At 59.3% G+C, this 20,530-nt stretch carries 11 protein-coding genes and 3 pseudogenes; 13 read left to right on the top strand and 1 reads right to left on the bottom strand.

The window, feature by feature from the left end:
* The first annotated feature begins 253 nt into the window (after nt 1-253).
* Together galE and AM571_RS20050 are read left to right on the top strand one after the other, a co-directional pair.
* Nucleotides 254-1,234 (top strand): UDP-glucose 4-epimerase GalE, encoded by a 981-nt coding sequence (gene galE / locus AM571_RS20055; protein ID WP_074062910.1) that lies wholly within the window; start codon nt 254-256, stop codon nt 1,232-1,234.
* A gap of 10 nt (nt 1,235-1,244) precedes the next feature.
* On the top strand, nt 1,245-2,768 hold the full coding sequence (locus AM571_RS20050) for an alkaline phosphatase family protein (protein ID WP_074062909.1): 1,524 nt from the start codon (nt 1,245-1,247) through the stop codon (nt 2,766-2,768).
* 3 nt (nt 2,769-2,771) lie between these two features.
* Here the strand turns inward: AM571_RS20050 and AM571_RS20045 are convergent.
* Nucleotides 2,772-3,279 (bottom strand): annotated as a pseudogene (locus tag AM571_RS20045) (DUF1993 domain-containing protein).
* Nucleotides 3,280-3,391: 112 nt separating this feature from the next.
* On the opposite strand from AM571_RS20045, the pseudogene AM571_RS36390 reads away from it, so the two are divergent.
* The 11 genes and pseudogenes from AM571_RS36390 to AM571_RS20000 form a co-directional block, all read left to right on the top strand.
* Nucleotides 3,392-3,527, top strand: a pseudogene (locus AM571_RS36390) (rhizopine-binding protein); the annotation flags it as partial.
* A gap of 73 nt (nt 3,528-3,600) precedes the next feature.
* Nucleotides 3,601-4,321, top strand: a pseudogene (locus AM571_RS38415) (ATP-binding cassette domain-containing protein); the annotation flags it as partial.
* Between the two features lie 257 nt (nt 4,322-4,578).
* Nucleotides 4,579-5,637 carry a dipeptidase gene (locus tag AM571_RS20035; protein ID WP_074062908.1) on the top strand — a complete coding sequence of 353 codons (1,059 nt, stop codon included), beginning with the start codon at nt 4,579-4,581 and terminating at the stop codon, nt 5,635-5,637.
* 46 nt (nt 5,638-5,683) lie between these two features.
* Nucleotides 5,684-7,327 carry an ABC transporter substrate-binding protein gene (locus tag AM571_RS20030; protein ID WP_074062907.1) on the top strand — a complete coding sequence of 548 codons (1,644 nt, stop codon included), beginning with the start codon at nt 5,684-5,686 and terminating at the stop codon, nt 7,325-7,327.
* An 18-nt stretch (nt 7,328-7,345) separates the two neighbouring features.
* Nucleotides 7,346-8,413: an ABC transporter permease gene (locus AM571_RS20025; RefSeq protein ID WP_196776297.1), complete on the top strand. Its 1,068-nt coding sequence runs from the start codon at nt 7,346-7,348 to the stop codon at nt 8,411-8,413.
* A complete protein-coding gene (locus tag AM571_RS20020) occupies nt 8,410-9,345 on the top strand; it encodes an ABC transporter permease (protein WP_074062905.1) in 936 nt (311 codons plus the stop codon). Before AM571_RS20025 ends, AM571_RS20020 begins: the two co-directional genes overlap by 4 nt.
* Entirely contained in the window at nt 9,342-10,175 is an 834-nt protein-coding gene (locus AM571_RS20015) for an ABC transporter ATP-binding protein (RefSeq protein WP_074062904.1), read from the top strand. The genes AM571_RS20020 and AM571_RS20015 overlap by 4 nt, the downstream gene beginning before the upstream one ends.
* Nucleotides 10,172-10,921, top strand: a complete 750-nt coding sequence (locus tag AM571_RS20010) for an ABC transporter ATP-binding protein (RefSeq protein WP_074062903.1) — start codon at nt 10,172-10,174, stop codon at nt 10,919-10,921. The genes AM571_RS20015 and AM571_RS20010 overlap by 4 nt, the downstream gene beginning before the upstream one ends.
* Nucleotides 10,922-11,081: 160 nt before the next feature.
* Complete coding sequence (locus AM571_RS20005; RefSeq protein ID WP_074062902.1) at nt 11,082-11,270, top strand: hypothetical protein; 189 nt, start codon at nt 11,082-11,084, stop codon at nt 11,268-11,270.
* Nucleotides 11,271-11,393: 123 nt separating this feature from the next.
* Nucleotides 11,394-11,558: a hypothetical protein gene (locus AM571_RS36985; protein WP_165918549.1), complete on the top strand. Its 165-nt coding sequence runs from the start codon at nt 11,394-11,396 to the stop codon at nt 11,556-11,558.
* 453 nt (nt 11,559-12,011) lie between these two features.
* Nucleotides 12,012-20,528, top strand: a complete 8,517-nt coding sequence (locus tag AM571_RS20000) for a GH36-type glycosyl hydrolase domain-containing protein (RefSeq protein ID WP_074062901.1) — start codon at nt 12,012-12,014, stop codon at nt 20,526-20,528.
* Nucleotides 20,529-20,530: the final 2 nt, after the last annotated feature.

Genomic DNA, 20,530 nt, shown 5'->3' with positions numbered 1-20,530 from the left:
CAAGGTCTCCTGCACCTGCGACTTGTCCACGGGGATGCCCCGCCGGCCGACGAAGACGGCGGGCGCGGGACAGGCAAATTCCATTGCGTCAGCCGAAGACTTAAAAAAATTTCGAACCCGTTTACCCGGTAGCGCAAGGGTTCTGTGGACATCGGCATTGTGCGATGCAGCACGTCGTGTGAATTCCTTCTTTTTCTTGCCTTCCATCTCCTCTAAGTCTTCCTGTTATCCGATGTGGCAACAAAGGTGATATATGGCAGGTGAAACTGTTCTCGTGGTCGGCGGAGCCGGCTATATAGGCTCTCATACGTGCCTTGATCTGGCGAACAAGGGTTACAAGCCCGTCGTCTTCGACAATTTTTCGAACGGCCATCGCGAGTTCGTCAGGTGGGGTCCCGCCGAGGAGGGCGATATTCGCGATCGTTCCCGGCTCGAGGAGGTACTGGCCAAGCACAAACCCTCGGCGATTTTGCATTTTGCAGCCCTGATCGAAGTCGGCGAATCGGTGAAGGATCCTGTTTCCTTCTACGACAACAATGTTATCGGTACGCTGACGCTGCTTTCGGCCGCGCAGACTGCCGGCATCAAGGCTTTCGTCTTCTCATCCACCTGCGCGACATACGGGTTGCCGCAGAGCGTACCGCTCGACGAGACGCACCGGCAGGTGCCGATCAATCCCTACGGGCGGACGAAGTACATCGTCGAGCAGGCGCTCGCCGATTACGACCATTACAAGGGTCTCCGATCCGTGATCCTGCGGTATTTCAATGCGGCGGGCGCGGATTTCGAAGGACGGATCGGCGAATGGCATCAGCCGGAAACCCATGCCATTCCGCTTGCAATCGATGCGGCGCTTGGCCGCCGGCAGGGCTTCAAGGTCTTCGGCAGCGACTACGAGACACGCGACGGTACCTGCGTACGCGACTATATCCATGTGCTCGATCTGGCGGATGCGCATGTGCGTGCCGTGGAATACTTGCTGAAGGGCGGCGATTCTGTCGCTCTGAACCTCGGGACGGGGACCGGCACGACTGTCAAGGAACTGCTCGGGGCAATCGAAGACGTGTCGAAGCGGCCCTTCCCGGTTGAATATATCGGGCGCAGGGAAGGCGATTCGCACACTCTTGTGGCCAATAACGACAAGGCGCGCGATGTGCTTGGCTGGGCACCGCAATATGATCTTTCGCAGATCATCCAGTCGGCCTGGAACTGGCACTCCAGATCCAATCACTGAGGCGGCTTTCATGAAGCGGCCGAACGTCCTTTTCATCACCGCGGATCAATGGCGCGGTGATTGCCTTTCGGCCACCGGCCACGCCTGTGTCAGGACGCCAAACGTCGATGCGCTGGCAAGTGAGGGCGTGCTTTTTCGCAATCACTTCGCCGGCGCGGCACCCTGTTCGCCGGCGCGGGCAACCCTTTACACCGGTCTTTACCAGATGAACCACCGGGTATGCCGGAACGGTTCGCCGCTGGACCGCCGCTTCGACAACATGGCGCTTGCGGCACGGCGCGCCGGCTATGACCCGACCTTGTTCGGCTATACGGATACCGCGCCCGATCCGCGCGAACTTGACAGGAACGACCCGCACCTTGAGACCTACGAAGGTCTGCTGCCAGGGTTTACCGCGCGCCAGCTCCTGCCCGAGCATGAGAAGCAGTGGCTTTCGTGGTTGCGCTCCCGTGGCCATCGCGACGCCGTCAGCCGGGACATCCATGTTCCGCCTGGTGTCGCCTGCGGTGAGATTTCGGCGGAACCCACCGTCTACTCCATGGATGAAACCCAGACGGCGTTCCTTGCCGGTGAATTCATTCGCTGGCTCGGCGAACAGGATGCGCCGTGGTTTGCCCACGTTTCCTTCCTGCGGCCGCATCCGCCATTTTCGGTGCCGGAGCCCTTCGGCAGGATGTTCAAGCCAGAAGATGGGCCCGAATTTTCGCGGGCGAAAAGCCGCAAGATCGAAGAGGCACTGCATCCTTATCTTGGCTATTCGATGCCCAAGAGCGACAAGGGCAGCTTCATATATGGCGCCGAGGGTTCGGTCAGCGACTGGAAAGCTGAGCATTTCTCAGCCATCCGGGCGATCTATTACGGAATGATTGCCGAGGTCGATGCGCAGCTCGGTCGGATCTGGCAGGGGCTGAAGGATGCCGGCGCGTGGGACGACACGATCATCCTCTTCACCTCCGACCATGCCGAGATGATGGGTGATCACTGGACGCTCGGCAAAGGCGGTTTTTTTGACGGCAGCTATCACATTCCCCTCATCATCCGCGACCCGAAAGCGGCAGCGGGCCTGAGAGGTCACGTGGTCGAGCGCTTCACGAGTGCTGCGGACATCTTTCCAACGCTTTGCGACAGCCTGGGAGTCGAAGCAGCCAACCATGTCGACGGGCGCTCATTGCGCTCGTTCATCGATCATGGAGATGCGATCGACTGGCGGGAGGCGGCATTTTGGGAATTTGATTTCCGCGACATCGCCAATGGTGAAGCAGAGCGCCACTTCGGCCTGAAATCGAGCCAGTGCAATCTCGCGGTCATCCGGGACGAACGGTTCAAATATGTGCATTTTGCCGCCCTGCCGCCGCTGCTCTTCGATCTGAAGAACGATCCGATGGAGCTCAACAATCTCGCTTCCGATCCAGCCTACGCGGCGACGCGCCTTGAGTGCGCCGAGAGGCTGTTATCGCTCCGGGCGCGCCATCTCGACCAGACGCTCGCCTATACGGAGCTGACGAAAGAGGGGCCGGTCACGCGACGGCCCTGAGATTCATGGGAAGCGACCGAGATAATCGAGCTTGCCCACTGGCACGCCCTGATTGCGCAGGATCGCATGTGCCGTAGCGACGTGGAAATAGAAGTTCGGCAGTGCGAAGACCGTAACGTATTCGTCGCCGCGGAAGGTCATCTTGTTGCCGCCGGGGGCGATCGTCACGTCATTCGTTTCCGTGCCTTCGAGCGCTTCCGGCGCGATCGTCGCGAGATAGGCCTCGGTCTTGGCGAGACGCTCGCGAAGTTCGGCGATCGTCGTTTCGCTGTCCTCGAATCTGCGCTTCGGTGGCCGTCAGGCGGGCGACTGTCAGCTTGGCGCTGTCGCTCGCGCGCTGATATTGGCCAGATAGCGGCAGCATATCGGGCGCAAGCCTGGCAGCGACGAGTTCATCCGGGTCGATCCCCTTCTCTCTTGCATAAGCCTCGGCCTTTTCGAGGTAATTTTTTAGTGTTGTAAGTCCGCGCTGAAACATCGGAACGGTCAGGCGGTACATGGAAATGGGCATGATTTCTCCTCGGGGATTTCTCCTGGCAACTAGTTGCCGCCGCTACGACTGCACATCTAGGTGCACACCGTCACGATTTCATCGTCTCGTCGCCCACTCGTTCATATTTTCACAGGACGCCGCCGGTCAGGGCAAAGGCGGATGCGGCTCTGAAGCTCGTCAAGGGCGAAGAGATCGAGAAAGAGGCCTACATTCCATTCCAGCTCGTCACGCCGGAAAACGTCAAGGAATTCGTTGCCAAGAACTGAGGCGCAGAATGCGGATGCGGGCTCAATCTCGCATCCGCTCAGTCCGTCGTCGGATATCCGGAGAGGAGATGAGATGGCTGTCAGCCCTTCCACTATGGCCGCCGTTCGTGCAAGCGGAGCGATTCCGAACGCGGAGTATCGCCTGAGCGCCGAAGGCATCCGCAAGGAATTTCCCGGTGTGGTCGCACTCGATGATGTGCAGTTCGCTGAAGCGCGGCTCCGTGCACGCGCTGATGGGGGAGAACGGCGCCGGCAAGTCGACATTGATGAAGATATTGGCCGGCATCTATACGCCGGACAAGGGCGACGTGCACCTGAAGGGCGTGGAGATCCGCTCAAATCGCCGCTCGATGCGCTGGAGAACGGCATCGCCATGATCCATCAAGAACCTGATGCCTTTCATGGCGGTTGTCGAAAACATCTGGACCCGCGGCGAGCCCAAGAACCGGTTCGGCTTCGTCGACCATGGCGAAATGTACCGGATCACCGAAGAGCTTTTCCATAGGCTCAATATAACCATCGACCCCGACATCGAGGTTCGGCACCTTTGGGTCGCAAGCCGGCAGATGGTCGAGATCGCCAAGGCGGTGTCATATCATTCCGACGTGCTCATTATGGATGAACCGACCTCGGCACTCACCGAGCGCGAAGTGGCACATCTCTTTGAAATCGTCCGTGGTCTGAAGGCGCAGGGAATCGGGATCGTCTACATCACCCACAAGACGAACGAGCTGTTCGAGATTGCCGACGAGTTTTCGGTGTTCTGTGACGGCAAATATATCGGCACGCCTGCGGGTGGACGTCTATTATCAGGAAATCGTCAAAGGCGTGATCATCGTCGCTGCTGTCATCGTTGACGTCTACCGGCAGAAGAAGCGGACAAAGCACTGATCAGGAATGGGGCCCTCAGGCAGCCTTCGGGCCCCGTTTTACTTCAGGCCAGGCATTTATCCATCCGCCATAAATTTCTGAGAAGGGGGCTGGCCAATTCTGCCAGCTTTTCTATTCTGCATGCTTGTCATTTGCTCGGCAGGGCAGAGCAGGAAAACAGATGCAGCTTGTATTTGATGGCCATAATGACGTTCTCCTCAGGCTTTGGACACATGAAAGGGATGGGAACGACCCGGTCGCGGAATTTCTGAACGGAACGACATCAGGCCACATCGATGGACCACGCGCCCGGCAAGGTGGTCTCGCCGGCGGCCTCTGCGCCATCTACGTGCCCTCTGGCGATCTCGTCTTTGCCGATCCCGATGGAAACGGACACTACGAAACGCCGCTGGCGGCACCTCTCGACCGGCTGCCGTCGCTCGGCATAGCGACCGAGATGGCCGCGCTTGCACTGCGTCTCGACAAGGCGGGCGCGTGGCGCCTCTGCCGGACGGTAAAGGACATTCGCAACGCCATTGAAAGCGGTGTTTTTGCCGCAGTCATGCATATGGAAGGCTGCGAGGCGATCGGGCCCGATCTTGCCGCGCTCGAGGTCTTTCATGCGGCAGGCTTGCGCTCTCTTGGACCTGTCTGGAGCAGGCATAACGTCTTCGGACACGGCGTACCCTTCGCCTTCCCGATGTCGCCAGACACTGCGCCTGGACTGACTGGCGCCGGCTTCGAGCTCGTGCGCGAATGCAATCGCCTGGGCATCATGATCGATCTTTCCCACATAACCGAAAAGGGCTTCTGGGACGTGGCGAAGACAACTGATCAGCCGCTGGTCGCGACCCATTCCAACGTGCATGCGCTGACGCCGGTGGCGCGCAATCTGACGGATAAGCAGCTTGATGCAATCAGGGAGAGCAATGGCCTTATCGGTCTTAACTACGCGACAGCGATGTTGAGAGCGGATGGCCGCTCGGAGGCAGACACACCGATCGCGGACATGATCCGCCATCTCAATTATCTCGTCGAGCGAGTCGGAATCGATTGCGTTGCGTTCGGATCTGATTTCGACGGTGCGACGATTCCGGACGAAATAGGCGACGCGGCTGGCAACCAGAAGCTGATTGCCGCTCTACGGGACGTTGGATATGGTGAGGAGGATCGACGGAAACTCGCCAGCGAGAACTGGCTCCGCATCCTGGCTTCGGCGTGGGGGGAGACGAACGCCTGAGCCAAAATACCGCTTTGTAATCAATCAAGAACAGGGGAACAAATCGATGATGATTACTAAACTCAGCCGCAACTTTCGCGCCCTTTCTGCAGGTGCCGCGCTTTCACTGCTCATGCTGACGGCGCCTGCCGCTTTTGCCGAGACGCCGAAGGATACACTCGTCGAAGGTCTCGCCATCGATGACATCATTTCGATGGATCCAGGCGAGGCCTTCGAGTTTTCAGCGGCGGAAATGACAACCAACTCCTATAGCCTGCTGGTCCGCCTTGACCTGGACGACACGGCGAAGGTCAAGGGTGATCTTGCCGAGAGCTGGAGCGTCTCCGATGACGGCCTGACCTATACGTTCAAGCTGAAGCCCGGTCTGAAGTTCGCCTCAGGCAACCCGGTCACCGCGGAGGATGTCGCCTGGTCCTTCGAGCGCGCCGTCAAACTCGACAAGAGCCCGGCATTCATCCTGACACAGTTCGGCCTGACCGGAGACAACGTGACTGAAAAGGCGAAGGCTGCGGACGAAAACACGTTCGTCTTCACGGTCGACAAGGCCTATGCGCCGAGCTTCGTGCTGAACTGCCTGACGGCGACGGTTGCCTCCGTAGTCGACAAGAAGCTGGTGATGGATCACATCAAGCCGATGACGCCGAGCGCGGAATACAAGTATGACAACGACTTCGGCAATGAATGGCTGAAGACGGGCTATGCCGGCTCCGGCGCCTACAAGCTTCGCGAATGGCGCGCCAACGAAGTCGTCGTGCTGGAGCGCAACGACAATTACTATGGCGACAAGGCGAAGCTGAACCGCGTCATCTACCGCTACATGAAGGAAAGTGCCGCACAACGTCTGGCGCTGGAGGCAGGCGACATCGATATCGCGCGCAATCTTGAGCCGGGCGATCTCGACGCCGTTTCGAAGAACGCCGACCTCGCGGTGGCGAGCGCACCGAAAAGCACGATCTATTATGTCAGCCTCAACCTCAAGAACGAGAACCTGAAGAAGCCGGAGGTACAGCAGGCCTTCAAGTATCTCGTGGATTACGATGCGATCAGCTCGACGCTCATAAAGGGCATCGGCGAAATCCATCAGACGTTCCTGCCGAAGGGCCAGCTCGGTGCGCTCGACGAAAATCCGTTCAAGCTCGACGTCGCCAAGGCGAAGGAACTGCTGGCAAAGGCCGGTCTTGCGGATGGTTTTTCGGTGACGATGGACGTGCGGAACACTCAGCCCGTCACCGGCATTGCCGAATCCATGCAGCAGACGCTGGCACAAGCCGGAGTGAAGCTCGAAATCATTCCGGGCGACGGCAAACAGACACTAACGAAATACCGCGCCCGCACGCACGACATGTATATCGGTCAATGGGGTTCCGACTACTTCGACCCGAACTCGAATGCCGATACCTTCACGGCGAACCCGGACAATTCGGATGCGGGCACGAACAAGACGCTCGCTTGGCGCAATGCCTTCGAAACCCCGGAACTCGACAAGCAGGCCAAGGCAGCACTGCTTGAGCGCGACGGTGCCAAGCGCGCCGCCATGTACCAGGAGATCCAGAAGAAGTACCTGGAGAACAGCCCCTTCATCTTCATCTTCCAGCAGATCGAAGTCGCCGGCTATCGCAAGAACCTGAAGGACTTCAAACTCGGACCGAGCTTCGATACGAACTTCGTCGGCCCAATCGCCAAGGAATGATCCGGCAGGATTGGTTCGTTGAGCATTATAGAAACAAAAATGGAGGCGCGGCCCGCGAAGGGTCGTGCCGTTCCTCTTGCAAAAGCAATCGGGCGTTTCCTGATCGCTGCCGTGACGACTTATCTGGGGCTTCTGGCCGTCACTTTCTTCATCGGCCGTGTCGTGCCGATCGATCCGGTTCTTGCAATCCTTGGTGACCGCGCGCCGACGCATGTCGTGGAGCGCGTGCGTGAAGAGCTCGGCTTCAACCTGCCGCTCTATCAGCAATTCTTCATCTATATCAAAGGCATCCTTTCTGGTGATTTCGGCAATTCGGTGCTGACCACCAATCCGGTGATGACCGATATCCGACGCGTCTTTCCAGCAACGATCGAGCTTGCGACCCTCGGCACCATTATCGGCGCCCTGTTTGGCATTCCGCTCGGCGTGCTTGCGGCTGTGCGGCGCGGCAGCCTTGTCGACCAGATCGTGCGCGTCGTCGGGCTTGTCGGCTATTCCGTGCCGATCTTCTGGCTGGCCCTGATCTCGCTAGTCATATTCTATGCCCAACTGCGCTGGGTGGCCTTTCCAGGGCGCATCGATATCGTCTTTGAATATACGTTCACGCCAATTACCGGCTTTTACCTGATCGATAGCGTCTGGCAGGGGCAGTGGGATGTCTTCTACGACGTCTTTCGCCACATTATCTTGCCGGCATCGCTGCTCGGCTATTTCTCGCTCGCCTATATCAGCCGGATGACGCGCAGCTTCATGCTGAACGAGCTCAGTCAGGAGTATATCGTGGCTGCGCGCGCCAAAGGGCTTTCGGAAACCCGGGTAATTTGGGGCCACGCATTGCGCAATGCCGCGGTGCCGCTTGTGACGGTGATTGCGCTCTCCTACGCCGGGCTTCTCGAAGGCTCGGTGCTGACGGAGACGGTATTTTCCTGGCCGGGCATTGGCCTCTACATCACAAACTCCCTTCAGAACGCCGACATGAACGCTGTCCTCGGCGGCACGATCGTCATCGGCACGGTGTTCATTGGCATCAACCTCCTGTCCGACCTTCTCTACCGGACGCTCGATCCAAGGACGCGAAGCCGATGACGGTTCCAACCAGCCAGTCAGCGCCGATGAGCCGCCGCCAGTGGCTGCTTTCCGATCGCCCGCAATCACGTGTACAGGCCCGTCTCGGGCGCGCCTATGTGACCTGGCGGCAGTTCAGTGCGAACAGGTTGGCCGTCCTGGGTCTCATTATCATTATCGCCCTGCTCCTGGTTGCCGCCTTCGCCGATCTGTTGGCCACCCATTCTCCGGTGGTCGGCGATCTCAAGAATGCGCGGCTTCTGCCGCCAGGTACCGGCGAGTACCTGCTTGGAACGGACGATCAGGGTCGCGATATTCTTTCGCGCCTGATCTACGGGTCGCGGCTGACACTCTTCGTCGTCGTGCTGGTTGCGATCATCTCGGCGCCGATTGGACTGATCGTCGGTACGGTCTCCGGCTATGCCGGGGGATGGTTGGATGCAGTGCTGATGCGTATCACCGATATCTTCCTGGCGTTCCCGAAACTGGTGCTGGCGCTTGCCTTTGTCGCGGCACTCGGGCCGGGCATCGAAAACGCGATCATCGCCATTGCAATCACGTCCTGGCCGCCCTACGCCCGCATCGCCAGGGCCGAAACGCTGACGGTGCGTCGCTCGGATTACATCTCGGCGGTCAAGCTGATGGGCGCATCGCCGCTCCGCATCATCATCCGCCATGTCATGCCGCTCTGCCTCTCGTCGCTGATCGTTCGCGTAACGCTCGACATGGCGGGCATCATCCTGACGGCTGCCGGACTCGGCTTTCTCGGTCTCGGCGCGCAGCCGCCACTGCCGGAATGGGGCGCGATGATCGCCTCGGGCCGCCGTTTCATTCTCGACCAATGGTGGGTCGCAGCCATGCCGGGCATTGCGATCCTCATCGTCAGCCTCGGTTTCAACCTGCTTGGCGACGGCCTGCGCGATGCGCTCGATCCCAAGGAGAGCGGCCAATGATGGCTTTGCTGACGGTCGACAACCTGAAGGTCAGCTACCCGACCCGCACCGGCGTGATCGAGGCTGTTCGCGGCGTTTCCTTCACGCTCGGCAAGGAACGCCTCGCCATTGTCGGGGAGTCCGGGTCCGGCAAGTCGCAGACCGGCCGAGCGATCATGGGGCTGACGCCGAAGCATGGCATCGTCACGGCCGACAAGCTCGACTTCAACGGCATCGATCTGCTTCAGGCCTCAGCGAAGAAACGGCGGCTCCTGCGCGGCAAGCGCATCGCCATGGTGCTTCAGGATCCGAAATACTCGCTCGATCCGGTGATGTCGATCGGAAGGCAGATCTGCGAGACGCTGAGAACGCATGAGAAAGTCAGCAAGGCCGAGGCGACCGAACGGGCGCTTGCCATGCTGGAGGCGGTGCAGATTCACGATCCGAAGCGTGTCTTCGATCTCTACCCCCATGAGGTCTCAGGCGGCATGGGCCAGCGTGCAATGATCGCTATGATGCTGATTGCCGGGCCGGAACTGCTGATCGCTGACGAGCCGACCTCGGCGCTCGACGTTACCGTGCAGCTCGACGTGTTGAAGATCCTGGACAAGCTGGTTTCCGAGCGCGGCATGGGGCTTATCTTCGTGTCGCACGATCTGCGTCTTGTTTCTTCGTTCTGCGACCGCGTCATCGTGATGTATGCCGGAAAGATCGTTGAAGAGCTTAGGGCTAGTGACCTCAAAAATGCACAGCATCCCTATACGCAGGGACTGTTGAACTGCATGCCGCAAATCGGCGAAGATCGACATCCGCTGCCGGTACTCGACCGCAAGCCGGAGTGGGCTGCATGAGCGCGGCGCTTTCGGTCGAAAATCTCAGCGTCGTCTATGACGATTTTCATGCGCTTCAAGATGTCAGCATCGCGGTGGCGTCCGGCGGCTCCTTCGGGCTGGTTGGGGAATCCGGTTCCGGCAAGTCGACGCTGCTTCGTGCGGTAGCGGGCCTTGCGCCAGTCAAGGCTGGCGCAATTCGCATTCATGATCAGCTGCTGCAGGGTGCAAAACGCACCAAGTCTTTCTATCGAAATGTCCAGATGGTGTTCCAGGACCCTTATGGCTCGCTGCACCCACGGCAGACGATCGACCGGCTGCTACTCGAGCCATTGGCAATTCACGGGATTGCCGACAGCGAGAAGCGCATCGCGCGGGCACTGGACGAGGTCGGCCTTGGAAACGGCTTCCGCTTCCGCTATCCGCACCAGCTTTCCGGCGGCCAGCGGCAGCGTGTGGCGATTGCGCGCGCCCTGATCGTCGAACCGTCGATCCTGCTGCTCGACGAACCGACGTCGGCGCTCGACGCTTCCGTGCAGGCCGAAGTGCTCAATCTGCTGGAACAGATCAGGCGTGACCGCAAACTGACCTTTGTCATGGTGAGCCACGACCTTGGTGTCGTTACCCATATGTGTGAAAGGCTTGCCGTGATGCGCAACGGCGTCGTCGTCGAGCGGCTGACCTCCGGCCAACTGGCCAGCGGCGACATTCATGAGAATTACACGAGAAATTTGATGGTCGCGAGCAAAGGCTTCGTCAAAGCCTGAAACGCAGGTTTTTCAAATATTTGAAATCCCTTGGGATCTTGACCCATCAAAGGTTAAGCAGCCGTTAAAAGACGACTATTCGACTAGACTATTGACAGCCGAATTCCATCTGTCATGATCGTGTTAACGAGTGTTAGCTTTCGTGATCAGGAGGTGAAGCATGTTCTTTCTCGGCGGAATGACCATGGGATATCTCGATCCTCCGGCCAGGGTTGAACGGAGCGAGCAAACAAGCGTTTCCATTCCTGCTGAAAAAGATCGCCGATCGATCGAGGCGGCCTCATGTGCCCAAAGAGAAGAAAACGCGATTGAGCGTTCGTTGATCTGGGCATGGCGCACTCTTTGCTGAGGCGGATAGATTTTCTATCGCTTGCACTGTGGAAGGAAATTCATCTCTACCTATCTTATAGAGAATATAGGAATAACCGTGCCGGCATACCGCCGCGCCAATAAAAAGAGACGGAGGCAACACATGGCAGACCTGGGTATTTCGCATACTCACGCGAACTATTACGGTTCCGTACCGGCCAAGAAGCCCGCTTCGATGCGCCAGAAGCTTCATTTTGCGCTCAATGCCACGCTGTTTGCCGCAGCGTTCGCTTTCGTTGCAGCCTTGGTGTGCGGCGTCATCGGCTGATCAAGCTTTCGTGGCGGCATGGTGTCGGCACATTGCGAGACTTCTCAAATCTGTCTGTGGCTGGACATTCTTCTGCGTGAACCGCGAATTTCGGCCAACTACAACAATGGTCCAATTGCGTTGAAATCCGGTGCCCGACGGGCGCCGGATTTTTCTTTGAGTAGTGAAAACTGCCGAATTGAGGTAGGCAAGGCTGGGCAATTGCGTGCCTGTCGACTTGAATTATCGCCTTGGTGTCCAACTTTCCCGGATGGTTCTTGGGGGTGGAAGCAAAAGTCGGCCATGACCGGCAGAATCGTGCCATAAATCAGGCCTAAGCCGTTTCGTATCGGAAATCTTCGGCTTTCGCATCTTCCTGCAAAGGCCCTTGGCCGTTCATGTCGCAGTCATAATTGCCGGTGCAAAAGGCTAGGCAAAATCACCATAACTTAGTTTGGACCCAGAACCGAACCCATGACCATTTCCATTCCGTCTCCAAACCCGCCACGCGAATCCGAAGTCAAGCACATCGATCACAACGACTCGGTCCGCTCGACCTACCTTTCAATCGAAGACATCAAGGCGATGGGTGAATCGATCGCCCGCAAAGGCGTCGATTCGCTGCCGGCTTTCACTGCCTTCGATTTTTTTGCACGGCATAAGGAGAACGAGAGGGAAATCCTGCGCGTGTACCGCACGACGGCGGCCGACGTGGAGGCGGGCGAGACGATCACGCCTGCCGCCGAATGGCTTCTCGATAACCACTATATCGTCGAAGAGGCAATTCAGGAGGTCCGCCGCGACTTTCCGCGGCGCTTCTATCGCGAGCTGCCGACCATCGATGTCGGTGGTGTGCAGGTACCGCGCACGCTGGTGCTCGCCTGGCTCTATGTCGCGCACACTCACAGCACCGTTTCACAGGAAAGTCTGACGGCGCTTGTCGACGGCTTCCAGCTGGGTGAGACGTTGCGCATCGGTGAGCTTTGGGCGGTTCCCTCACTCGTGCGTTATGTCCTCGTCGAAAACCTCCGGCGCATTTCCAGCCGCGTCGAACGCAGCCGGCGCATACGCCGCCGTGCAAACGAGGCGGCCGATGAACTCGTGCGGCTGGACGATCCGGCAAAGGCTGCGGAGTATCTGAGGACGCTCGAACCGCTTGCCGAGGACAATACCTTCTCGACGCAGTTCCTGTATCGCATGCGCGACGGTTCGCAGGCATCCAGTCTTGCGATCGCCTGGCTCGACGAGCGTCTGGAAATGCTCGGCCGTGATACCGAAGAAGCGACGATGGCGGAACATAGCCGCCTATCCTCCGGCAATGTCACGATGGGCAACATCATCCGGAGCCTTCGCGAGATCGACGATGCGGAATGGTCGGTCTGGGTCGAGCAGGTCAGCCACGTCGACAAGCTGCTCTGGGAGAACTCAGATTACGGCATCCTCGATTCGGGATCACGCAACAAGTACCGCAAACAGATCGAAAAGCTCGCCAAGCGCTCGCCGCTGACGGAAATGGAAGTCGCCCAGTTGGCGCTCGACATGACCAGCGAAGCCAGGGCTTCCGAGGAACCGCAGCCGCATGAGCCGAATGTCGGCGGCTTTCTTGCCGGAATGCACCGGCCAAAGCTTGAAGAACGTGCCAATTATCGTCCGACCGCCGTTCAGCATTTTGTACGAACAGTCCGCAAGTTCAACTGGCTGTCGATCGCCGTCCCCGTCATGCTGCTTACCGTCATTGCGATGGCCATCGTCGGACGCTTCATGGCCAATGCCGGCATGGGCACGTTGGAAATTGCCATATTGCTGATCATGTTCTCTCTTCCGGCATCGGAAGGGGCGACCGGTCTTTTCAACACCTTGCTATCCTTCTTCGTGACGCCGTCGCGGCTTGTCGGCTACGAGTTCAAGGAAGGCATCCCGCAGGATGCACGTACGCTGCTTGTCGTGCCGTGCCTGATTTCGAACCGCGACAGCGTCGACGACCTGGTTCGCAATCTCGAGGTCCACTATCTCGCCAATCCGCGCGGCGAAATCTATTTCGCGCTGCTGAGCGACTGGCCAGACAGCGACCTGGAGGAGACGCCGAACGACCTGGAAGTGCTCGACTACGCCCGACGTGAAATCGCCAATCTTTCGGCACGTTACGCCTATGACGGCAAAACGCGCTTCTATCTCTTGCATCGCCGCCGCCTCTACAACCCGTCAGAGGGCGTCTGGATGGGCTGGGAGCGCAAGCGCGGCAAGCTGCACGAGCTGAACATGCTTTTGCGCGGCGACAGCGATACGACCTATCTGCCGGGCGCCAATATTGTGCCGGCTGGCGTTCAGTATGTCATGACGCTCGATTCCGACACGCGCCTGATGCGCGATGCCGTGACCAAGCTTGTCGGCAAACTCTATCATCCGATCAACCGTCCGGTCATAAACCTGAAGACCGGCCGTGTCGAAAGCGGCTATGGCGTGCTGCAGCCGCGCGTGACCCCGTCGCTGACGACAGGCAAGGACGCTTCGGTCTTCCAGCGCGTCTTCTCGATCAATCGCGGTCTCGACCCTTACGTCTTCACGGTCTCCGATGTCTATCAGGACCTCGCCGGCGAGGGCACCTTTACCGGCAAGGGCCTTTATCATGTCGATGCCTTCGAAGCTTCGCTGAGGGACCGCATCGATGAGAATTCGGTACTGAGCCACGATCTTCTCGAAGGGTCGATGGCGCGCTGCGCACTCGTCACCGATCTCGAGCTCGTCGAAGACTTCCCGATCCGCTACGAAGTCGAGGCTTCGCGCCAGCATCGCTGGGCGCGTGGCGACTGGCAGCTTCTGCCATACATGTTCAATCCAAAATACGGCGTCACCGCTCTCGGGCGCTGGAAGATGTTCGATAACCTTCGCCGCTCGCTGACGCCGATCGCCTGGTTCTTCGCATCCGTGCTCGGCTGGTATTTTATGGGTCCGCTTGGCGCACTCGTATGGCAGATCCTCCTGATCTTCTGCCTCTTCGTTGCTCCGACGCTGTCACTCATCCACGGCATTATTCCGCGCACCAGCGATATCGTTGCACGGGCACATCTATATACCGTGTGGTCGGATATCCGAGCCGCCAACGCACAAGTGGCGCTTCGTATCGTTTTCATCGCCGATGCGGCTTGCATGATGGCCGATGCAATCGGCCGCTCGCTTTACCGGCTTCTCGTCAGCCATAAGTTAATGCTGCAATGGCGCACAGCTGCCAGCGTCCAGGCGGGCGGGCAGGGAACGATCCTGTCCTACTATGGAGCGATGTGGCACGCCCCGGTGCTCGCGCTGCTGGCGCTGGGCTTTGCCGCACTTCCCGGCGACAACGCCTTCCTCGTCGGCATTCCATTTGCCCTGCTATGGACCCTGTCGCCGCTCGTTGCCTGGTATGTCAGCCAGTCGGCAGAAACCGAAGACCGCCTGGAAGTCGCCGATTCGGTCTCAAGCGAGCTCAGAAAGATCGCGCGCCGCACCTGGCGCTACTTCGATACGTTCACGACGGCGGAACAGAATTACCTGCCGCCGGATAACATCCAGGAGACGCCGCACGTCACCGTCGCGAGCCGCACCTCGCCGACCAATATCGGGGTGTACCTGCTCTCGGTCGTTTCCGGCCGCCAGTTCGGCTGGTTTTCCTTCGAGGAAACGATCGAGCGGCTGGAGCAGACGATCGGCACCATCGACAAGATGGAAAAGTATCGCGGCCACCTCTTCAACTGGTACCACACCGATACGCTTCAGACCCTCGGGCCGCGATATGTTTCGGCTGTCGACAGCGGCAACCTCGCCGGTCACCTGATTGCCGTTTCGTCGGCTTGCCGCAATTGGGCCGAGGCGCCATCAGCGCATATGCAGGGCAATCTCGACGGCGTCGGCGACACTGCCGGCATCCTCGCCGAAGTGCTGGCCGACCTTCCAGACGATCGCAAGACGGTCCGTCCGCTTCGCCGTCGCCTGGAAGAACGCATCGTCGGCTTCCAGAACGCGCTCGCCGCCGTCAAGCGCGAGCACGAGTTCGCCTCGATCCGCGTCATCAACCTTGCGGTTCTTGCCCGTGACATCCAGAAGCTTGCGGCAAATCTCGATCACGAAGTGAAGTCGGCACTCAGCGGCGAACTTACCCGTTGGGCCGAAGCGCTGGTCAAGATTTGCGAAGCGCATATCTCCGACAGCACATTCGACCTTTCAAATATCGATGCTTTGCGGCCACGGCTGATCGCCCTTCGCGACAAGGCCCGCGATCTCGCCTTCTCGATGGATTTCAGCTTCCTGTTCCGTCCCGAACGCCGCCTCCTTTCGATCGGCTATCGCGTCGAAAGCGGCGAGCTCGACCAGGCCTGCTACGACCTTTTGGCGTCGGAATGCCGGCTGACCAGTCTGTTCGGCATCGCAAAGGGCGACCTGCCGACGGAACATTGGTACCGCCTCGGCCGCCAAGTCGTGCCGGTCGGTTCGCGCGGCGCTCTGGTCTCCTGGTCCGGCTCGATGTTCGAATATCTGATGCCGCCGCTCGTCATGCAGGAGCGAGGCGGGGGCATTCTCAATCAGACCAACAACCTGGTCGTGGTCGAGCAGATGAACTACGGACGCAAACTCGGTATTCCGTGGGGCATTTCCGAAGCGGCCTTCAATGCTCGCGACCATAACCTCAACTATCAATACACGAACTTCGGCGTGCCTACGCTTGGCCTGAAGCGTGGTCTCGGCCACAATGCGGTCATCGCGCCTTATGCATCGATCCTCGCCAGCCAATACGATCCGCAAGGGGCGCTCGAAAATCTGCAGCGACTGCGCAAGCTCGGTGCGCTCGGCAAATTCGGGTTCCATGATGCCGTCGACTTCACGCCGACCCGGGTGCCGGAAGGCAAGAAATGCGCTGTTGTCTACAACTACTATGCGCACCATCACGGCATGTCGATCGCCGCGGTTGCCAATGTCGCTTTCAATGGGCATCTGCGTGAGCTCTTCCACTCCGATCCGGTGATCGAAGCAGCCGAACTGCTGCTGCAGGAAAAGGCGCCGCGCGACATCCCCGTCATGAGCGGCAAACACGAATCGGATACGCCCGCCAGCATCCAGGAAGACCTGCTGCGGCCGGAGCTTCGCAAGATCGCCGATCCACTTTCGCGCGATCGCGAACTCATGTTCCTGTCCAACGGTCACTATTCGATGATGCTGACGGCGACCGGTGCCGGCTACGCACATTGGAACGGCCAGGCCGTTACCCGCTGGAAAGCCGACCCGACGGAAGACCGCTGGGGAAGCTTCATCTTCCTGCGCGACACCGCGACCAACGAATGGTGGTCGGCCACCGCCGAACCAAAAAGTGTCGACGGCGAAAAGGTCAATGTGCTCTTCGCCGACGAAAAGGCGGAATTCACTAAGGTCGTTGGCGACCTCAGCAGTGAATTGGAATGCATCGTTGCGACTGAGCATGATGCGGAAGGCCGCAGGCTGACGCTTCTCAACATGGGATCGGAAGACCGCTTCATCGAAGTCACCTCCTATTTGGAACCCGTGATCACCCTGGACGACACGGACAATGCCCATCCGGCTTTCGCCCGCATGTTCGTGAAGACGGAATTCGGCAGGCGCGGCGACGTCATCCGTGCCGAACGCAACAGACGCGATCCGGGCGAACCGAATATGAGCATCGCCCATTTGATCGTCGACAGTGCAGGTCCCTCCCGACAAACGGAATTTGAGACCGATCGCCGCAAATTCCTCGGCCGCGGCCGTAGTCTTGCGGAAGCCGCAGCCTTCGATCCCGGCGCGACGCTATCGGGTACCGACGGTTTCACGCTCGATCCGATCCTTTCGCTGCGCCGCACGGTTCGTGTCCCAGCCGGCAAGAAGGTCAGCGTGATCTTCTGGACGATCGCCGCTCCGAGCCGCGACGAGGTGGACAAGGCTGTCGAGCGCTACCGGCACGCCGATGCCTTCAACCATGAGCTCGTGCAGGCCTGGACACGCACGCAGGTGCAGATGCGCCATGTCGGCGTGACGTCGCAGCAGGCTGCCGCCTTCCAGTATCTCGGCCGGCATTTGGTCTATCCGGACATGGATTTGCGCGCCGATGCTGCGGCAGTTCGAGCCGGCATGCAGTCACAATCGTCTCTGTGGCCGCTTGCGATCTCCGGCGATTTCCCGATCTTTATGCTGCGCATCGATGACGACATGGATCTCGATATCGTTCGCGAGGCATTGCTGGCGGAAGAATATCTGCGCTCGCGTGGCGTGACGGCCGATCTTGTCATCATGAACGAGCGTGCATCCTCCTATGCGCAGGACATGCAGCATGCCGTGGACCAGATGTGCGAAAACGTGCGCCGCATTGGTCAGGCCGATGGCCTTCGCCAGCATATCTTTGCCGTCCGCAAGGACCTGATGGAGGAGGCGACCTATCATGCCCTGATCGCTGCTTCGCGCGTCACCTTCCATGCCAAGAACGGCAAGGTCGTTGATCAGATCAACCGCGCCATCGCCCTTTCAGCACCGTCCAAGGACGACCTGCCGGAAATGGAACGCGAGCAGCGTAAGACCCCGGTCAAGCGCGTGGCGCGTGTCGTGCAACCCAGGCCTTCGGCGCTTGCGATCGAGGACGAAGGCGATCTCGACTTCTGGAACGGCTTTGGCGGTTTTGCCCGCGATGGCCGCGAATATGTCGTTCGTCTTGCTGGCGGCACGGCAACACCGCAGCCCTGGATCAACGTCATCTCGAACGAGAAGTTCGGCTTCCATGTGTCTGCGGAAGGCGCAGGTTTCACCTGGAGCGTCAACTCGCGAGACTACCAGTTGACCTCCTGGTCGAACGATGCCGTCGTCAACCGCTCGGGCGAGGCGATTTACGTCACCGACCTGGAAAGTGGTGCGCTGATGACCCCCTTTGCGGGGCTTTCGCAGCGGAGCGATGTCCGCTTTGAGGCGCGCCATGGCCTCGGCTACTCCGTCTTCTCCAGCGAGCAGGACGATATCGCGCTGGAAGTCACTCAGACGGTCGATCGCCTAAGGCCGGTCAAGCTGCAGCGCGTCCGGTTGCGCAACATGGGCACCTCGGCGCGCAAGCTGCGGCTCTATGGCTATGTCGAGTGGGTTCTCGGCAACAACGCACAGCGCTCGGTCCCCTTCATCCTCTCGTCCCGTGACGAGGAAACCGGCGCACTCCTTGCCGCCAACCAGTACAGCATCGACTATTCGAACCGGGTATCCTTCTTTGCCGCCAGCGTGAAGCCCTCCAGCTTCACCACAAGCAGGCGCGAGTTCATCGGAAAGGCGGGCACGATCAAGGCTCCGCAGGCGCTCAAGACATCCGTTGCGCTTTCCGGCGCCACGGAACTTGACGGCGATCCGGCAGCAGCTCTCGCTATCGATATCGAAATCGGTGCCGGGGAAGAGCGTGACGTCACCTTCTTCCTGGGCGACACGGCTTCGAGGCAAGAGGCCCAAGCCTTGATCGCCGAGATCCGTACGACCTCTGTCGAGGACACAGTTCAGGAAAACCGCGATTTCTGGCAGAGCTTTACGGGCAAGGTTCAGATTTCGACGCCGAACCAGGCCATGAACAATCTTGTCAATGCCTGGCTGCCCTACCAGAGCCTTGGCTGCCGCATCATGGCACGGTCGGCCTTCTACCAGGCAAGTGGCGCCTTTGGCTTCCGCGATCAGTTGCAGGATACGCTGGCTTTCGTGCTTCAGGATCCATCACTCGCGCGCAACCAGATCGTCAATGCCGCCTCGAGGCAGTTCCGCGAGGGCGATGTCCAGCATTGGTGGCTGCCGGGTACAGGCGCCGGTGTCCGTACGTTGATTTCGGACGACGTGGTCTGGCTCGCCTATGCGATACATCACTATTGCAGCGCAACGGGCGACAAGAGCGTGCTTGACGAGGAATTACCGTTCCTCGAGGGCCCGGCGTTGCTCGAAGGCCAGCACGATTCCTTCTATCGCCCGGAGATATCGGACGACAAGGCCAGCATCTACGAGCATGCTGCCTTGGCCCTTGATCTCGCAATCAAGCGCAAGGGGTCCAACGGCCTGCCGCTGATCATGGGCGGCGACTGGAACGACGGCATGAACCGTGTCGGCATCCAAGGCAAGGGCACAAGCGTCTGGCTTGGCTGGTTCCTGGCAGGCGCCCTGCGGTCCTTCATTGCCTATGCGCACGAACGGAGCGATACAGCCCGCGCCGAGCGCTGGACGAAACATCTTGGCGAACTGAAAGCTGCGCTCGAAAGTGAAGGCTGGGATGGCGGCTATTATCGCCGTGGCACCTTCGACGATGGCAGTCTGCTCGGTTCGAAGGAAAGCCTGGAGTGCCAGATCGATTCGATTGCACAATCCTGGAGCGTGCTTTCCGGCGAAGGCAATCCGGTTCACGCGGCCAAGGCCATGGACGCAGTTCTGAACCGCCTTGTGGACAAAGAAACGCGAATCATCCGGCTCTTTACCCCGCCTTTTGCCACGTCGGTCCGGGATCCCGGCTATATCAAAGCCTATCCCCCCGGTGTTCGCGAAAATGGCGGCCAGTACACGCATGCGGCCACGTGGGTGGTTATGGCGCTTGCTGAGCTCAACCGCGGCGATGAAGCAATGGCCTGCTTCGAACTTCTGAACCCAATCACCCATGCGCGCGACAAAGCCTCGGCCGAGCACTATCGAGTCGAGCCCTACACGGTGGCTGCCGACGTCTACGGCGAAGGTGCGCTCAAGGGTCGCGGCGGCTGGACGTGGTATACGGGCTCTGCGGGCTGGCTCTACCGAGCTGCCGTCGAAGGGATTCTCGGCATCCGTCTGAAAAACGGACGGATTTTCGTTCGTCCAGCACTGCCGAGCGGTTGGGACGGCTTTTCGGCAGAGATCGAGCATTCAGGTGTGAATTATCGCATTTCGGTCTCAAAATCGTCCCATCCCGACGGCTACACTGTGGTCATCAACGGCAGCGAAGTCGCCAATCCCCATGAGGGATATTTGGTCGGATAGCA

This window comes from Rhizobium etli 8C-3 (assembly GCF_001908375.1).
Classification (GTDB): domain Bacteria; phylum Pseudomonadota; class Alphaproteobacteria; order Rhizobiales; family Rhizobiaceae; genus Rhizobium; species Rhizobium etli_B.
The sequence above is the reverse complement of the archived record's forward strand: the minus strand, read 5'-3'. Positions and strand labels throughout refer to the sequence as shown.